The sequence below is a fragment of the Cohnella rhizosphaerae genome (assembly GCF_029525575.1).
In the GTDB taxonomy this organism is placed as follows: Bacteria; Bacillota; Bacilli; order Paenibacillales; family Paenibacillaceae; genus Cohnella; species Cohnella rhizosphaerae.
In genome coordinates this window covers 111,984-129,711 of sequence record NZ_JAPDIA010000007.1, presented here as the reverse complement: position 1 = coordinate 129,711, position 17,728 = coordinate 111,984, and the positions used below count along the sequence as shown (strand labels likewise).

The following is a 17,728-nucleotide window of genomic DNA, read 5'->3' as shown; positions in this document are numbered from 1 at the left end:
ACGACGGGGACAATGTTGCGCTGTAACTCTTCCAAAAACCGTTCGTGCAGCACGTCCCTTCGGGCATCGTCTTCCTCCAGTACCATTTCGATGAGCCGATTGCGTAGTTTGCCGACCAGGATGTTTTTGTTGATTCGGTACTCCTCATATTTCAGTTGCTCGGTTCGCTAACTTTCTTTCATCTGCTCCTCGGCTTCTTGTTCCATGACCGAAGCCATATTGCTCAGCAGGATCGTGGCGTAGAAGTCCTGTTCGATGATCTGGGGTTTTTGCCCCGAAAAATTCTCAATCTCGAACTTGTGCTTCAAATCGTCGAATCGCATTTCGATGCCCCATCTCTTGAAATACAAGGGCTTGCATGCTTCATAACTTAGCTCTTCAGCATTAACGTAGGTCAGTAGGATTTCCGTTTCGCCGGAGGAAAGTTCTACTTTGACGACACGTACATGCAGCACTGTCCCTGGCGCAATGGGGGTTCCTTGCTTCTTCAATTCTTTCGCCCGAGCTTTGGAAATTTCAATCGTTACCACTTTATCCGGGAGGCTCGTGTTCACGATTTCTTTGTAGAATGAACCCTGGGCCCGCACCAGATAAGAAATGCCTTTTTCCTGCAAGTACAGGATAAATTCCGCAGACGGATAGCCACGATCAAACAGGATCAGGTTGCGAACCGGTGCTGTCTCCAAGCCGAGCATGTGCTCGATATTCCGTTTGGCCAAGCTTCGTTCGTTATCATCGTAACGGCTCAGGCATGAACTTAGCACCAGCTTGTTCTCCACATCGTACAAATGAGAAGAAAGCGCCCGAGCAATCCGGAACCCGACTTTGTAAGTTGTTGTGTACCCGTACCTCACTTGAGTTTCCTCGGTGTTAGGCAACTCCATTACGCTTCCGTCCATCGCCAGCAGTCGAAATCCGAGATAGGTTTTGAACTCGCCGTCCTCGTAATACGCCCGGATCAGTTCATCATTCAGCAACGTAAACGCTTCCGGCAGCAGCTTCTGGCGAGCTTCAGAAAAGGATTGCTTTGTGTAGGTCGTCTTTGCCGCTTCCTCTAGCATGAACATCTCCCGGAACTCATCGAGTTCCAGTTGCGTTGATTTTCGAACCATCCGAAGGATGAGCGCCACGAGCGGAAAGAATCCAATCTTGCGATTTCGCCTAAAATCCTTTTCGCTCTTCCTTGTCTTTTCTTTTAGCTCGTCGCTTCTCATTTGGGTGAACACGCGACGCAAGATCGCTTTTCCGTTTTTTTCACACGCTATCGTCCGTCTCTATCGTTTACCTCTACTATACCAATTTCTACTAACCTGACAACATTGGATTAGCCCCTCCCACCCTATCGGTGGCAAGGGGGATTTTTCCATTTCTCGGAGAAATCTTGCCGCGGTCTATGCCATCACGATAGGAGCCGACTTTCTTAATTGGTCTTCTTAGCCCCCACACAAGATAGTCACGTCCCCTTAACTTGTGCTCTACATTGTAAATGTGCTAAGTAAAGACGGCCATACCGACATTCTTTCACGGCAAGACGGACATACGGTTTCACCCGCTAAATAATGCATTTGCTCAGCCAATGTTTGCACTCCGATCGCAGCCGCCCGCTCCGCTAGTGCGCGTACTTCTTCATCTGCAAATGACGCTGCTGGAACGATTAGTTGGGATTCCTGGCCAGTGTGAAAAACGGGATCATGTTCATAGGCTTGAAGAATTCCTGCATGATCTTCATTAGGCCATATAAACACATCTTTCTCGCAGGCCGGACACACGGCCACATACTCATCACCGTTACTAAACGTCAACAACATGTTGGCAGTGTTATATGAGCCACGATAAGCAGCATCCGCAACAAGAATGTAACGCTTCTCCATCTCATCTATGGAATGTTGGTCTGTATAGGAAAATACTTCCTTTGCAAGCGCCCTGAGCTTGCCTATTGCTTCTACATATTCACGATACAATTCCGTACAAACGGAGCTTCCTACATCCTCAGCTAGTTCAGCCCAAGATGCTGGGAATGGCGCCTCATCTCGCCCATCGGTACTTGCCTCGATGATACCGCAATTGAGAAACAGTTCTTTACGCACCTCCGCATCCGATGTGGAGCATGCTAGCTGCGCCAAAAACGGCATCGCCGCGTATGTAGCCGTATATATCGTATTTTGATGGAACAAATACTCCTGAAAGAGTTCGCCAAAAACCCCCTGATTATATTGCCGCATTAGCTGCTGCAATAACACAGGTACATTCTCTGCAGAACCGTACGGCCCATCTAGCTTTCCCCATACATCGCTATTCCATTTAAGCAAGCTTTCCCTCCGTTCCGAATTTCCAATTTCTGTCTTTCTTCTTATTGTATCGCGTAAAAAAAACTGGAACCAGTGCCCAACATCCTAATAATAATGTGATATAGAGTGTCATAGTGGGATTCGCTTACGTTCCCTAACGGAGTCCACTCAGGTGTTTCCATTTGACATGAGGTTGAAAATACCGTTGCAGCTACACCACTTAACCCCGGTATTTTGTACCCATAGGCGGATTTTTGTGATACAGTTCCCCCCGATTAATCTTAAACGCCCGATACACCTGCTCCAGCAGCAGCACGCGCATGAGCTGGTGCGGATAGGTCATCCGCCCGAAGATGAATTATTTTGAGTTACTAACGGCATGGTTCTCCGAATCAAAAACAGAGTGAAAGTAATTTTAGACATATTTCAACCAGACTGGTCTAAAAAGGAAAAGGGAAACTTTTGTCGAAATTAATTTAAGCATAATTACTAAAGTCTTATGAGAGGAGTTTGATTTCTTGTTAGATAGAAAGGTACTTGATGAGCTTTATTCGCTCTATGGTTTTGAGAAAGGGGAAGAGAGAGAGAACTTCTCTGTTTATTTACACAGTGAAGGTTACTTTCATAATGCTGAGATTGTACAATTCAAAACTAATGAAATTGAATTATCTCAAGTAAGAGACCAGTATTCTGAATTAGGGTTTTCTGTACATGTTTCTTTATTTGATAAAATTGAAGCAACACATGCATCTTTATTTGCTGGGTTTTTTAATATTAAACACTCCAATAATCGATTAATCCAAGAATACAATAACTTTTGTGAACTTCAGACAAAAAAAACGCTAGGTAATTATTCGTACGTAGAGGGTCGTTTTTTTATCAATGGTCAGTTATCTGAAAGCGGACTAATCGAACAAATATCTAGCAAAATTTCCGAAAGTGGACCCCAACTAATAATATTAGAAGCTGCTGCTGGATTTGGAAAGACATGTACATCATATGAAGTTATTCACCGATTAGCTTCAAATTCAATTGATAAAGTCCCTTTACTTGCCGAACTTTCAAAAAACAGGAAAGCAAGCGTATTTCGATATGTTCTGTTATCTGAGATCGACCGCAAGTTCACCACTCTCTCATCAAGCTTAGTAACTTATGAAATAAAAAACGGAAGAGTCCCCCTTATCATTGATGGCTTTGATGAATTGTTATCCAAGTCTAATTCTCTTACTGAATTAAACTCCAAAGATGCTGAAGAAGCTCAAACTATGTTGGATACCATTGCGGATTTATTAACATATAATTCAAAAGCAAAAATATTGCTTACTTCACGTAAGAGTTCTATTTTTACTGGAGATATATTCGATGATTGGGCTGAGAAAAAATTATTTAATTGTAATATTACAAGAATACAGTTAGCAGAACCTACAGCACAAGACTGGGTTGGCTATGAGAAGTTTGTTGTACTAAAAGAGTTAGGTATTTCTTTAGATAATATTTTAAATCCAGTATTGCTAACCTTTATTCGAAACCAAACTATTGAAACTATTAGACAAAATTATGGTAATAATGAAAATATTTTGGACCAGTACTTTTCTTTGTTACTAACGCGGGAGCAGGAACGACAACAACTTTTGCTGGATATTCGCGAACAAATCAGCATAATGCAACAACTTGCCTCGTATCTAGTTCAGTTCGATATTTCATCAGAAGAACCACAATTTATTAGAGAATTGCTCTTAGATATATTAACTGGGAATCTTAATAAATACCTGGAGAGATACTCAGACTCTTTACTACAAAGTAGCGAAGACCGTCCGACAGATGAGGAATTTGTAATGAAATTAGTCCATCATGCACTTTTGGATCGAGTATCCGCCAATTCCAACAAAATTGGGTTCATTAACGATTTTATATTAGGGTTGTTTATTGGGGATGCTCTTATCTTTAATAAGTTATCTATAGATCAAATGTCTGAGAAATACATAGATATAGCCTCTACATCTTATGGAATTAAAGACGAGCAATCTCGTAAGACTTTATTTAAAAAGATAACCCCTGTAATTGTACAGCTTTCTGTGGAGTATCAACTCCTAATTGATATTAATTTGGTAAAAAAACTGACGCAAAATTATTGCGATCAGTATTTCGATTCTTTAGTTTTTAAATCCAATTTTTATTTTGATACAAGATATAAATTCATTAACTGCATTTTTTCATCATGTTCCTTTGATAATTGCACAATTCCCACTTCGGTTTTTCAATCTTGCCAGTTTTATAACTGTCAATTTTACAATGTTAATATAATAAATAACTCTAGTAATGATGCGGAACTAATTTTTTCAGGATGCTCCGGCCATGATGAATTTATCATAGCCTCTTCTACAAGATTTGACTCTCTATTAATTGATACTGAACAAAACTACGAAAAGTTTGTTTTAGAGCAGTACTGGAAAGTGGGTTATGATATGGCAGAGCCGCGACGTTCCTATCGCACTCTTTTTAGGGGAACCTCTTCTGAAGAAAGAGGGTTTGTAAATGATGCAATCGAAACTCTGATTGACAGAAGTATTCTTCGTAAGACAAGTACTTATATAGAGTTAAATTTCACAAGAATGAGTGAAATAAGAGATATTCTTGGACGGTGAACTATGGATTATTCTCAATTAGATAAGTTAATTTCTCAAATTCCCCCCTACTGTTATTCAAGAATTGATACACAAACTACAAACGAATTTAGATAAGTGTGGATTGTATTATCGGATCTTTGGCCGAAGTAAAAGTCCTCTTTCAACAAGTAATAAAATGACAACTAAAAAATATGATGACTCAAAAAAGACTACAAGATTTATTTGGAATTCGGGTAGCTTTATACTTTAAAGATGACTTGGAAATCTGCAAAAAAATAATCGAGAATACATTTGAAATAGATAACATATCCCAGGATGAGGAGAAGGTAGATACATTCAGTCCTACACGATTAAATTACGTCTGTGTACTTCCACTTAATAACCAAGTTGATATACCAAAGGACTTAATTAATAACTTCCCTATTGATCCTACCTTTGAGATACAAATTCGAACCATTTTTTCTGAAGGATGGCATGAAATAGAGCACGATCTTCGATATAAAAGTAGCTCAGATTGGGAAGGGAATAATGATTTATCCAGAGCTCTTAATGGCATTTTTGCTACGCTAGAGACATGCGACTGGTCTATATTAAATGTTTTTGATGAATTATCTTATAGGAAGTATAAAGAAAAGGATTGGGGGGCTATGTTAAAAAACAAACTCCGAATACATTTCCAAGATGATAAAATTGATGAGAAAATTATAGCTCAATTTTCAGCTGATCCCACCCTTGCAAAAGAGTTTTTAAGAATAGATAGACATGAATTTTTGGTCTTAGTTTCGGATAAAAGGATTATAAATTTCCCTAAGACGTTGAATAACGTTATTTTTACTATCAATGATCTTTATATTGGAGATCCAATTCTTCGTGATTTAACACCTTTAAAACTTCGTGAACAACTAAATAGAATAAAATAGGATGAAAACCTTAAATAAGCTACAACATATTATGCATTAATTTCGCCCTACTTGGGTCTATCGGCGAAAACAAATGGCGGCCCTGTGGCCGCCAAATTTCGTCCGGAAAAGTCTTCTATTCCAATGCCTAGTGCAAGTGAATAAATTGGAAAGTTGATAGTAATTTTAAGATCAATAGATATTCGGTACATTTAAATGATTAGGAATATTTCCTTGAAAATCATGAATTCGTTTAAATAAAGATAAAGCACAGGGCCCATTTTGAGCTTGTGCTTTATCTATGACTACCCAATCTTCACTTTTATTGGGTTATCTACTTCTGGAATAATCATATTATCCGAATAAATCATTATCTCTGAACCAGCATATCTATTTGCGGCACTATAATTAAGAGAGTATGTAATATGTCTCATCTCTTCGTACATTACTCGAATTGGTTCTATATTGTCATAGGTAATTAGCCAATGCCTATTGCGATTTTGTATCATTAAATTAGCCAATGCTTCATGATCTTCATGAATAAAATGGTTTTGGTATAAATCCTGTCCTTTTTTTATAATACGGCGGGTCTAAATAAACAAAAGTTCTCTCTGGCAAATTAGGAACAACTTCTTGAATTAATCTTGAGGCATCATAATTATAAAGTGCGATTCTATCCCTATATCTTGCTATTTTTTTGGATTCTGCTTATTAAATCTTGTTTATTATATCTCGCATCTATTTTCCACTCACCTTGCTGTTCAAGCCCGCCAATAATTCCACCATTTATTATGCCTGATCTATTCGTTCGATTTAAAAAAGAAGGTCGAAAACCCCAACTCAAGCAAACTGGCATTTTCGTTTTCTTGGGCCATTTTTTTGATTTTGCCATTCAGCAACAGTAACATTCGTTTCTTCAATTAATTCGCAAAGTTCCTGTGTGTGATTTAGAACTGAATACCAAAACGCATGAATCGAACTATTCAAATCATTTATAACTATCCGTGACATATATTCATTAAAGAGAAGCGAGAGGGCTACTCCCGCACCTCCCGCAAATGGCTCTACATATACACCGTCTAATAAGTCATTCTCTTGAACTAACAATTTTATATAATTTGCTAATGCGCTTTTCCCTCCTGGGTACCTTAATGGCGATGTATATGTCATATAAAAACTCCTAGTTTGCTAATATTGTCTTAATAAACAATGCTATGTTGTCCCACGTTGTCTTTATTTCAGATTCACTCGGATAAACCATCCTACTATGAACGTATGCATTCAAGTTCTCCGTTGAGCTTACACTTTTTGAGGATAACACATATCTCGCACCTTGTAACTCTTTCCTTGTCAGTACAGCGCTCTTTTCCAAATAATCAATAACTCCAGACAATTTTTGGTTGAGAGATTTTGAAGCATCGACACCACTAATTGGGTTTATGGATAAGTAATAATCAATACTTAACTCTATGAAAACCCGCAACATTACGGATGCTGAGTTTGTGAACTTTTCAACCTCAAGCTGTTTTAACTCCCTATAAATGTTATTCACTCTATCGTCTTTAGGTCTAACAACATAATCAGTCGGAATAAGATTTTTGCGCTTTGTTGAAACTGGCCGACTGACAGTTCTTTTGGGTTTTAGAGTCGGCTTTTCTTTACCTTTATCTTTGTCGGCATCTTTTCCACCGGGACTGACCTTTGCTCCGTTTTTCTCATCCTCGACATAATTTTGAGGGATTTCACTGTCCTCAAAGGTATCTAAGTACTTTAAACGATCCTTTTTATAGTAGATATCATTAACAATAATTTTTTTTATTGGATAGATCGTTTATAATTTTAGTTAGGCCTTTGGCTACCTCTTGTTCTGGTTTTTCTAATGTCATTTCATTGTTCTTAACCTTTATACCCAAAAAAACTCCTAACATCAGGGTCGCTAATTAATCGTTCAAGATTTGTAACCCCAATTATTTGAGCATTCTCCTTTGTTTCTTTTTTTGAAATGTTCACTCTGTTCGACCAATTCCAACGTTTGCAAGATAGCTGACTTGCTTCCCCCCAGTGTTTGCCTTAAATCTCTCTTGTTGTTCAGTGTCCCACCTAACAGTGCCGACTCCATCCATTTCACCTGTATGTTTAATTTCTATCCAGTGATCTGCTTCCTCATATGTATCATAAACAACACACATAAGCTCCTCAAATCGAGACAAATCATTGTTAATGTGAAGTTCACGAAACTTACTTTGTAAGCTTTTAAACTCTTGTGGAATTAATTCAGGTTGGAACAGGAGCTTCAGCGTTGTTATTCTTCTATTTCCTTCATGTACTACAAACAGATTCCCATCGTCGTTATACGGACTAACTACTGTGAGGTCAGAGGGATTCAAGCCTTTCTGCAATATATCAAGTGCCAAATTATACAATTTATTTGCAGACTTACTATTCTGCTCTCTAACCATTACATGAATAGCTTCAATTTGCGAACCAACGGGATTAAATCTATAGTTCTCCGTGTTTACAAGTAGGTTTGTTAGTTTAATCCTCTTATATTCAAACTCACTCATTTAAAAATCAACCCCAAATGTCAATGTGTAATAATACCCATTTCGACATTTCGTGGCAAATTCCTTTATTTTTATAAGTAATTTCTGTTCTTATAGTAAGATTATTGTTCCATTAGAACTAATGAAAATGGAATTTTCAATTCGAATTTTTCCTTTACCATCACTTGTGATACGGTTCCCCCCCGATTGATCTTAAACGCCCGATACACCTGCTCCAGCAGCAGCACACGCATTAGCTGGTGCGGATAGGTCATCCGCCCGAAGCTCAGCTTTTTGTCGGCGCGGGCCAAGACGGCGGGCGAGAGGCCGAGCGAGCCGCCGATAACGAAGGCGACGGCGCCGCCGCCGTAGACGGCTTGGCGGTCCAGGTGCGCAGCGAGCTGCTCGCTGGACCAAGCGTCGCCGTCGATGGCGAGCGCGACGACGTGCGCGTCGGGCTTGAGCGCGGCGAGGATGCGCTCGCCTTCGCGGACGCGGACCTGCTCTTCTTCGGCCGGGCTCATGGCGTCCGGCGTCTTCTCGTCCGGCAACTCGCGGATGTCGAGCCTGGCGTAGGCGCCCAGCCTTTTCGAATATTCGGCTACGCCGTCCGACCAATACTTCTCCTTCAGCTTGCCCACGCATACGATTTGAATTTGCATCATGATGATTCAACCGTCCTTCCGATCTTCCGATCCTCGTTCTGTTACCTACAGCTTATCCCATCGGCCGCAAAGGACGCAAAGGATCTTGCGTTTATACAAGTTTCCCAGCTCCCCCACCCTCTTTCCGTCAAATCGCAAACAATCCAAATAAAAAAACAACCCGCCTGCCCCGCCGACCTCAATAAAAGAAAACAACCAAAACATTGGAAAATGGAAGCCCGCCTCCCGAGGGCGTAAGCTCTTCAGGTAGCCATCTTCAACCGAGCGAGCTCATCCGGCGAACGGCGCTATGAGTGCAGGGACGAGAGGGGGCGAGATGCTTTTCCCGGCACAGCTTCATCGGCAAATTGAAAGCGCTTCGATCCGCATTCGCAACCAACGCGACTATTCTGCAACCGACATCCGACAACCTGCAAGCGATATCCGACACCTGCGCAATCAACCTGCGCAATCAAGGTCCTCAAGCAACTAAAACGAACCTAACGAGCCTGATCAGGGAGGAAAGCAAAGAATGAAACGAACGCTTCTAGCGATTCTCACAGCCATCTTACTGGCGGTCGGCGGCCTACCTGCTGCCCCAACCCCCACTGCCACAGCAGCCGCGCCCAACACGCCCGCTTTAACCGCAACATCTTCCGGCGCGCTGCAAAACTCGTTCGACACCGGCACCGCGGGCCAGCCCTACGGTCTGACCGACTGGGAGTCCGCCGGCTGGAACGCGCCCTGGCTGCTTGGCGACGGCAGAAGCCAGATCGACGCTGCCACAAGCCACAGCGGCGGCAAGTCGCTCAAGGTCCTCTATCCGCAAGGCAAGATCGGACCCGAGAATTCGGGCTACCAGTCGCCGTTTCAGCTGCCATCCGCGGATGAGTACTACCTCTCCTACTGGGTGAAGTTTAGTCAGGATTTCAGCTGGGGCACGACGGAATATGCCGGCAAAGTTGGCATCGGCCTGGCGGGCGGCGGCGCCTGCTCCGGCGGCGAGGTGTGCACGGGCGAGAACGGCTTCAGCTCCCGCCTCATCTGGCGCAAGGGCGGCCAGGCCGCCATCTACTATTACTCGATGGGCCACGCAGGCGAGTACGGCGACTACGCCGTTCTTCAGCACAACGGTTCGGACGTCTACTATCCCAAGGAGCAATGGGTCAATATCGTGCAGCGGCTCAAGGTGAACACCGTGACCAACGGCCAGGCCAATCCCGACGGCGAGATCGAGATCTGGTACAACGGCCAATCCGCGGCAAAAATCACCGGCCTGCGCTTCGTGACCAACGCTGACAAGGTGGATAAGGCGTACTTCTCGTCCTTCGCCGGGGGGAGCGACCGCTTCCTTCGCGCCGGCGAACGACTCTTACATTTGGTACGACGATGTAAAAGTATCCACGAACAGCGCCGACATCTGCGAGCTCGACAAGGGGGGCTGCAACGGCGAGTGGGACGACGAGACGACCGACCCGCTGAACGATCTGCGCATTCGTCCGGTCAGCGTGACCGCCAGCACCTATGAGGAAGGCAACGGTCCGGAAAAGACGCTCGACGACGATCTGACGACGCGCTGGTCCGCCGAAGGCGAACAGTGGATTCGGTACGATCTGGGCGAGAGCCGCGAGCTGTCGCAGGTGTCGATCGCCTTTTACCAAGGGCACGTGCGGTCGACGAAGCTTCGCATTGAAGGCTCAGACGACGGTGATACGTGGACCACACTGTTCGAGGGGCAGAGCGCCGGCAAGACGACGGAGCCCGAGCCGTTTGTCCTGACCGATGCCAAGGCGCGTTACATCCGCATCGCAGGCTCCGGCAATACGGTCAACAAGTGGAACAGCATCTCCGAGGTGCGCATTTACGGCGTGCAAAAGGACGATCCCGGCGGGCCGCCGCTGAAGGATAAGCTGGTCAACACGTTCGAGACGGGCACGGCCGGACAGCCGTATGGTCTCGCGGACTGGACGCAGGCGAGCTGGACGGCGAAGTGGCTGCTCGGCGACGACCGGAGCCAGATCGACGACAGCGTCAGCCATAGCGGCTTCAAGTCGCTCAAGGTGCTGTATCCGAAAGGCAAGATCGGGCCGGAAGCTTCCGGCTACCAGGCGCCGTTCGAGCTGAAGCACGCGGACGAGTACTATTTGTCGTATTGGGTGCGGTTCAGCGAGGACTTCAGCTGGGGCACCAAGCAGTTCGGCGGCAAGCTGGGCATCGGTCTCGCAGGCGGCGGCGCCTGCTCGGGCGGTCAGATCTGCACGGGCGAAAACGGCTTCAGCTCCCGCCTCATCTGGCGCAAGGACGGGCAGGCGGCCGTGTACATTTATTCGATGGGCAACGCGGGACAGTACGGCGACGAGGCCGACCTCAATTACCGCAACGGCTCGCCCGTCTATTATCCGAAGGGAACCTGGTTCAACATCGTGCAGCGCGTCAAGGTGAACACCGTCACGAACGGCCAGGCCAATCCCGACGGCGAGGTGGAGATCTGGTATAACGGCCAGCATGCGACAAAGGTGACCGGTCTGCGCTTCGTGACCAACGCCGACAAGGTGGACAAGGCGTATTTCTCCTCCTTCTTCGGCGGCGCGACCGACGATTATGTACCGGCCAACGACTCGTATATTTGGTACGACGACGTGAAGGTATCGACGCGGCTTGCGGACCTGTGCGAGCTCGGCGCGGGCGGCTGCGACTATTCGTCCGACGATCCGATGGCGGCGTACCGCATTCAGCCGGCCGGCGTGACGGACAGCGGTCATGAGGAAGGCAACGGTCCGGAAAATACGATCGACGGCGATCTGTCGACGCGCTGGTCGGCCGAGGGCGAGCAATGGATCCGGTACGATCTGAGCGAGAGCCGCGAGCTGTCGCAGGTGTCGATCGCCTTTTTCCAGGGCGCCGCGCGGTCGACGATCTTCCGTCTTGAGAGCTCCGACGACGGAGAGACGTGGCATACGCTGTTCGACGGACAGAGCTCCGGCAGGTTCACGGATCTCGAGCCGTTCGCGTTGAACAACGCCAAGGCAAGATACATCCGTATCGCAGGCTCCGGCAATACGATCAACAAGTGGAACAGCATCACCGAAATACGTTTTTATGGCACGGAGGAGAATGGCGGCGGCGGTCCCGGCGGCGGCAACGATCCGGGTGGCGGCATTCATCCCGACGACGGCAGCGACCCGGATGGCGGCAACGATCCCGGCACGGGCGCTCCGAGCGCGGACCGGCGCGTCAACGCGTTCGAGCTGGGCACGGCCGGACAGCCGTACAGTCTGAACGACTGGCGGAAGATGGACTGGACGGCCAAGTGGTTGCTCGGCGACGACCGGAGCCAGATTGATGCCGACGTCAGCCACAGCGGCTTCAAGTCGCTCAAGGTTCTGTATCCGAAGGGCAAGATCGGGCCGGAGGATTCCGGCTATCAGGCGCCGTTCGAAGTGAAGCCTGCCGATGAGTATTACTTGTCATACTGGGTGCGGTTCGACGAGAATTTCAGCTGGGGCACCAAGCAGTTCGGCGGCAAGCTGGGCATCGGCCTGGCGGGCGGCGCGGCCTGCTCAGGGGGTCAGATTTGCACGGGTGAAAATGGTTTTAGCTCCCGCCTGATCTGGCGCAAGGACGGGCAAGCGGCCGTGTACATTTATTCGATGGGCAACGCGGGACAATACGGTGACGAGGCTGACCTCAACTACCGCAACGGCTCGCCTGTCTATTTTCCGAAGGGCGAATGGTTCAACATCGTGCAGCGGGTTAAGGTGAACACCGTCACGAACGGCCAGGCCAATCCCGACGGCGAAGTGGAGATCTGGTACAACGGCCAGCACGCGACAAAAGTGAGCGGCCTGCGCTTCGTGACCAACGCCGACAAGGTGGACAAGGCGTACTTCTCCTCCTTTTTCGGCGGCGCGACCGAGGACTATGTGCCCGCGAACGACTCCTACGTCTGGTACGACGATGTGAAAGTGTCGCCGCATCGCGCCGATATGTGCGAGCTGAACGCAGGCGGCTGCGACTATTCGGCCGACGATCCGATGGCGCATCTGCGGATTCAGCCGGTCGACGTGACGGACAGCGGCCATGAGGAAGGCAACGGGCCGGAGAAAACGATCGACGGCGACCTGTCGACCCGCTGGTCGGCCGAAGGCGAGCAGTGGCTCCGGTACGATCTGGGCAAGAGCCGCGAGCTGTCGCAGATTTCGATTGCCTTTTTCCAAGGCGCCGCGCGATCGACGATCTTCCGCATCGAGGTGTCCGACGACGGAGACACATGGCGTACCCTGTTCGACGGCAAGAGCTCCGGCCGCTTCACGGACCTTGAGCCGTTTGCGCTGAACGATGCCAAGGCGAGGTATATCCGCATCGCAGGCTCCGGCAATACGATCAACAAGTGGAACAGCATCACCGAGGTTCGCATCTACGGCTCGTCGGGTGACGACGGCGGCGATCCGGATAACGGGAACGGGAATGGGAACAACCCTGGTAACGGAAACGGAAATGGTAACGGGAACGGCAACAATCCCGATAACGGCGGTAATCCGAATAACGGGAATGGCAATAGCAATGGCAGCGGGAACGGCAGTCAGTCCGACAACGGCAGCGGCGGTCAATCCGGCCAGGAAGACCCCGGCACCAAGCTGCCCGAGGCGGAACTGAAGGAAGTGCTGAAGGTGATCGCCTACCACTGGGCCAAGGCGGATCTGTTTAGGGCAGCCGAGCTGAAAATCTGGGATCTGCCGCCCGTCGGCCAGCCGTTTAATCCCAACAAGCCGGTCAACCGGGCGGAGTGGGTGCAACTGCTCGTTCGCGCGCTGGGCCTTGAGGCGCCTGACGGCGCCACGCCTTTTGCCGACGTGTCGCGACTGGGCGACGAGCAGCAGCGTGCCGTCGCCGCGGCGTTCCGAGCCGGCATCATCACCGGCTTCGAGGACGGCAGCTTCCGGCCTGAACAACAAGTGACGCGCGCGCAGATGGCCGTCATGCTGTTCCGGGCGCTCAAGCTGCCGGCCGACTCCGTTCCGCCGGCGTCCGTCTTCGCGGACGACAAGGCGCTCCCGGCCTGGGCGCGCGACAGCGTCTACGCGCTGAGCCAGCAAGGCGTACTGCGAGGCCGCGGCGGCCAGGCGTTCCAGCCGGGAGGCAATGCGACTTTAGCCGAGTCGCTCGTCGCCCTGCTGCGAGCGATCGACCTGCCTGACGCGCAAGCTTAAAGCTATCGCGGCACATTTCCTAAGATGCGGCTCCAAATGAAGCTCTTAGCAATGCGGGATGAAGCAGCGGCGTTCGCTGCCTCATCCCGCTTTTTTGATTCCTGGTCGTTCCCAGCAAAGCACGAAGTGCTTTCACACGACAGCACTTCTCCCACACCCGATGTCACAGAGCACGAAGTACTTTCACACGACAGCACTTCTCCCACACCCGGCGCCACAAAGCACGAAGTGCTTTCACACGACAGCACTTCTCCCACACCCGGCGCCACAAAGCACGAAGTGCTTTCACACGACAGCACTTCGCCAACACCCGATGTCACAGAGCACGAAGTGCTTTCACACGACAGCACTTCGCCAACACCCGATGTCACAGAGCACGAAGTGCTTTCACACGACAGCACTTCTCCCAGACCCGATGTCACAAAGCACGAAGTGCTTTCACACGACAGCACTTCGCCAACACCCGGCGCCACAAAGCACGAAGTGCTTTCACACGACAGCACTTCGCCAACACCCGATGTCACAGAGCACGAAGTGCTTTCACACGACAGCACTTCTCCCACACCCGATGTCACAGAGCACGAAGTGCTTTCACACGACAGCACTTCGCCAACACCCGATGTCACAGAGCACGAAGTGCTTTCACACGACAGCACTTCGCCAACACCCGGCGCCACAAAGCACGAAGTGCTTTCACACGACAGCACTTCGCCAACACCCGGCGCCACAAAGCACGAAGTGCTTTCACACGACAGCACTTCGCCAACACCCGATGTCACAGAGCACGAAGTGCTTTCACACGACAGCACTTCGCCAACACCCGATGTCACAGAGCACGAAGTGCTTTCACACGACAGCACTTCGCCGATGCCCGGCGCCACAGAGCACGAAGTGCTTTCACACGACAGCACTTCGCCGATGCCCGGTTCTATCAGCCTCTATTCGCTCATGCCCGCGCGCACCCGCTCGACCAATCCCTTGTACGCTTCGTATTCCTTCTCCCAATCCGCCTTGCGCGACTCTACCGTTCTGCCGTCCAGCAGCGCGGCGATGACGTCGAGGCACACATGCCAGCCGGCGAGATCGCGCGGCGTGTGGTCGGTGATTCGCGCGATGCGCTCGACTAGCGCGAGCCGGCAGCCCTCCGGCGTCTCGGCGAGCTCGAAGCGCACGCGATCCTCCGCCCACGTATACGCGAGCACGGTTAGCGGCTCGAGCGCGACAATCTCCATTCGCTCCGCGTTGCCCCCGCCCATGTCGAACTTGAATGCGCCGCCGACGCGCAGGTCCGCCACGCTCATTTCTGGAAACCATTTCGCCAACTGCTCGTTTTCGGTCAGCATCGCCCAGACGGACGCGACCGAGTGCCCCCATACGCGCTCAAATCGCGCCTCGTAAGCCTCGCCGTTCTCGATCGATCGAATCGTTGCCAGCATCATCGAATGCCCCTCTCGTATTTAATCGAACAATTCTAATCTACCGGCTTTATTCGAACAGCCTTAATCCAGCAGCGGCCGAATCGCCCCGACCAGCACCGCGGCAGCCCGCGCATGCGCCTGCTTCCCGGGATGATGCCGCGCGCCGGCGGTATCCGCCGTCATCTCCGGCAGACGAACGACCGTTACGCGCGCATCGCCCGACTGCGCCCGGTACGCGTCCACCGCCCGCTCGATCGCGGACAGCATCGGCGTGCCGAGCATGCCGTATGCCCAAACGATATGCGCGCCCGGATTGCAGCGCCGCAGCTTGCCCGCAAACCGCGCCACCGCCCGCTCGAAGTCCGCCACATCGTCTTCGTTCATCGTGCCGTCCGCGTTCAGCCGCCGCTTGTGCGTCTCTCCCGTCTGCGGGTCCCGCCACTCCGGCGAGTTGAACGCCCCGCCGTCGTTCGTTCCCAGGTTGACAACCACCGCATCCGGCTGCCAGGCGGCGAAGTCGTTCGCCTCCATCGCGCCTAGCTCCCGATTCCGGTCTCCCGCTAGCAGTCCGCATACCTGCTCGTAATAATCCGGGAGATTCGACTTCGGATTGTTGTCCCAGCCCGTCACGACGCCCCAGCCGCTCTGCGACACAATCCGATACTCGGCGTCCAGCGCTTCGGCCGTCATCGCCGCGTAATTGTCGATCGCGCTGAACCACATCGGGATCCAGTCCTGCTCGCAGGCCGCGCCGATCGCGCCTTCCCCGGACGTGATGCTGTCGCCGATGAACTCGATCTTCAGCGGCTTGTCCGTCACGGGCAAGAAATCGCCGTCGCAGCGAACCGACCGGATCTGCAGCAGGCAGCTTGGATCGCCGCTCATCGCCTGCGTGTCCTTGACGATCCGCACGTTTTTGACGGTATCCTCGTTCATCGCTCGGAACACGCACAGCCAATGCCTGCCCGCCGCGATCATCTGCCTGCTCACCTGCGCACCGTTCACGAGGACGCTGATCCACGGCTCGTTGCGATCGTAGTCCGATTCGACTTCGATCCACAGCTCGCTCGCCTTCACGTTCCACTCGACGCCGCTCCCCCGTCCAGAACAACGTCAGCGGATCGAGACGCCCCGTCGTTCGTCCGTGCACCTTCGTATGCGCAATCTCGGACAATGCGTACGTCCGCAGCCTTTCATTCTTCTGCATTAGCCGTTCCCCCATTCCGCTCGCTGTCTCCGATTTTATCCTGTCCCGCGCTATCCATCAAACAAGACATATGCTTTGAAACTAACCCGGATCAGACATTTCGTTCGCTTTCCTTCCAGTATACAAGCATTTTCCCGCGGCAAGACTGATATCCGTGCAAACGACGATCCCAACATCCCAACCAGACAGGAGTCCGGCCATGTTCACCGTATTCTGGCAATCCCTCGTATTAGCCTTTGCCGGCATTCTCCTGCTTCGGCTGAGCGGCCGCAAGTCGATCGCCGAAATGACGATTCCCCAGGTCGGCGTGCTGCTCACGCTCGGAACGATCCTGGGCTCCGACGTGGCCGGCAAAGGGCTGCCGGAGTCCTTGCTTGCCGTATTTACGTTCCTGGCCGTCCTTTATTTGTCGGAATGGATCTCGCTGAAGTGGAATCCGGCGGAACGGGCTTTAAAGGGCGCCGCGGTGCCGATCATTAAAGACGGCAATCTGCTAACCGACAATATGAAAAAGCTGCGGCTATCCGTGGACGATATGGAAAAGCGGCTGCGGCTGGCGGGCATCGCGAGCATCCAGGACATACGGTTCGGGACCATTGAGACGAACGGCGCGTTCGGCTACGAGCTGATGCCGCATGCGCGCCCCTTGACGAGACGCGACCTGGAGGAGATTCTGAAGGCGAACTTTCCTCAGATCGTCGTGCCGCCTTCTGCTCCGCAAGCCGACATTTTCGCCGAAACCCTTAATCCGCTCGACCAGCCTCCCGCGCCCAAAAAAATTGCACTGACCTTTACCCTGCATTGCAAGCGAATCATGAGAACAAACATAACCATTTCGATTTTGAAATAATCTACGATGATAATTGAAGAGGTATTTTCGGCGCTCTGAGGG

11 protein-coding genes and 2 pseudogenes are annotated in these 17,728 nt (G+C 50.1%); 5 read left to right on the top strand and 8 right to left on the bottom strand.

All coding sequences use genetic code 11. From position 1 onward, the window contains the following. Positions 1–167: 167 nt before the first annotated feature. The 3 genes and pseudogenes from OMP40_RS18365 to OMP40_RS18355 all read right to left on the bottom strand — a co-directional run. Positions 168–1,226 (bottom strand): IS4 family transposase, encoded by a 1,059-nt coding sequence (locus tag OMP40_RS18365; RefSeq protein WP_277534883.1) that lies wholly within the window; start codon positions 1,224–1,226, stop codon positions 168–170. Between the two features lie 249 nt (positions 1,227–1,475). Beyond that, a complete protein-coding gene (locus OMP40_RS18360; RefSeq protein ID WP_277533573.1) occupies positions 1,476–2,309 on the bottom strand; it encodes a hypothetical protein in 834 nt (277 codons plus the stop codon). 199 nt (positions 2,310–2,508) lie between these two features. Next, positions 2,509–2,640, bottom strand: a pseudogene (locus OMP40_RS18355) (23S rRNA (pseudouridine(1915)-N(3))-methyltransferase RlmH); the annotation flags it as partial. A gap of 166 nt (positions 2,641–2,806) precedes the next feature. On the opposite strand from OMP40_RS18355, the gene OMP40_RS18350 reads away from it, so the two are divergent. Both OMP40_RS18350 and OMP40_RS18345 read left to right on the top strand, forming a co-directional pair. Then, complete coding sequence (locus tag OMP40_RS18350) at positions 2,807–4,933, top strand: NACHT domain-containing protein (RefSeq protein WP_277533572.1); 2,127 nt, start codon at positions 2,807–2,809, stop codon at positions 4,931–4,933. 173 nt (positions 4,934–5,106) lie between these two features. After that, positions 5,107–5,835, top strand: a complete 729-nt coding sequence (locus tag OMP40_RS18345) for a nucleotidyltransferase family protein (RefSeq protein ID WP_277533570.1) — start codon at positions 5,107–5,109, stop codon at positions 5,833–5,835. A gap of 819 nt (positions 5,836–6,654) precedes the next feature. On the opposite strand, the gene OMP40_RS18340 is transcribed toward OMP40_RS18345, so the two are convergent. The 3 genes and pseudogenes from OMP40_RS18340 to rlmH form a co-directional block, all read right to left on the bottom strand. Further along, positions 6,655–6,984, bottom strand: a complete 330-nt coding sequence (locus tag OMP40_RS18340; RefSeq protein WP_277533569.1) for a DNA adenine methylase — start codon at positions 6,982–6,984, stop codon at positions 6,655–6,657. 836 nt (positions 6,985–7,820) lie between these two features. Further along, positions 7,821–8,378 carry a hypothetical protein gene (locus OMP40_RS18335; protein ID WP_277533568.1) on the bottom strand — a complete coding sequence of 186 codons (558 nt, stop codon included), beginning with the start codon at positions 8,376–8,378 and terminating at the stop codon, positions 7,821–7,823. 160 nt (positions 8,379–8,538) lie between these two features. After that, positions 8,539–9,019: pseudogene (rlmH, locus tag OMP40_RS18330) on the bottom strand (23S rRNA (pseudouridine(1915)-N(3))-methyltransferase RlmH). A gap of 514 nt (positions 9,020–9,533) precedes the next feature. Here rlmH and OMP40_RS18325 point away from each other — a divergent pair. Together OMP40_RS18325 and OMP40_RS18320 are read left to right on the top strand one after the other, a co-directional pair. After that, positions 9,534–10,529, top strand: coding sequence for a polysaccharide lyase (locus OMP40_RS18325; RefSeq protein WP_277533567.1), 996 nt, complete (start codon positions 9,534–9,536; stop codon positions 10,527–10,529). Then, positions 10,510–14,211, top strand: coding sequence for a polysaccharide lyase (locus OMP40_RS18320; protein WP_277533566.1), 3,702 nt, complete (start codon positions 10,510–10,512; stop codon positions 14,209–14,211). Before OMP40_RS18325 ends, OMP40_RS18320 begins: the two co-directional genes overlap by 20 nt. A gap of 938 nt (positions 14,212–15,149) precedes the next feature. On the opposite strand, the gene OMP40_RS18315 is transcribed toward OMP40_RS18320, so the two are convergent. Then, positions 15,150–15,650, bottom strand: coding sequence for an SRPBCC family protein (locus tag OMP40_RS18315; RefSeq protein ID WP_338131178.1), 501 nt, complete (start codon positions 15,648–15,650; stop codon positions 15,150–15,152). A gap of 60 nt (positions 15,651–15,710) precedes the next feature. Then, on the bottom strand, positions 15,711–16,706 hold the full coding sequence (locus tag OMP40_RS18310; RefSeq protein WP_277533564.1) for an SGNH/GDSL hydrolase family protein: 996 nt from the start codon (positions 16,704–16,706) through the stop codon (positions 15,711–15,713). A 329-nt stretch (positions 16,707–17,035) separates the two neighbouring features. Here OMP40_RS18310 and OMP40_RS18305 point away from each other — a divergent pair, with 329 nt between their 5' ends. Beyond that, a complete protein-coding gene (locus tag OMP40_RS18305; protein ID WP_277533562.1) occupies positions 17,036–17,686 on the top strand; it encodes a DUF421 domain-containing protein in 651 nt (216 codons plus the stop codon). The last annotated feature ends 42 nt before the right edge of the window (positions 17,687–17,728 follow it).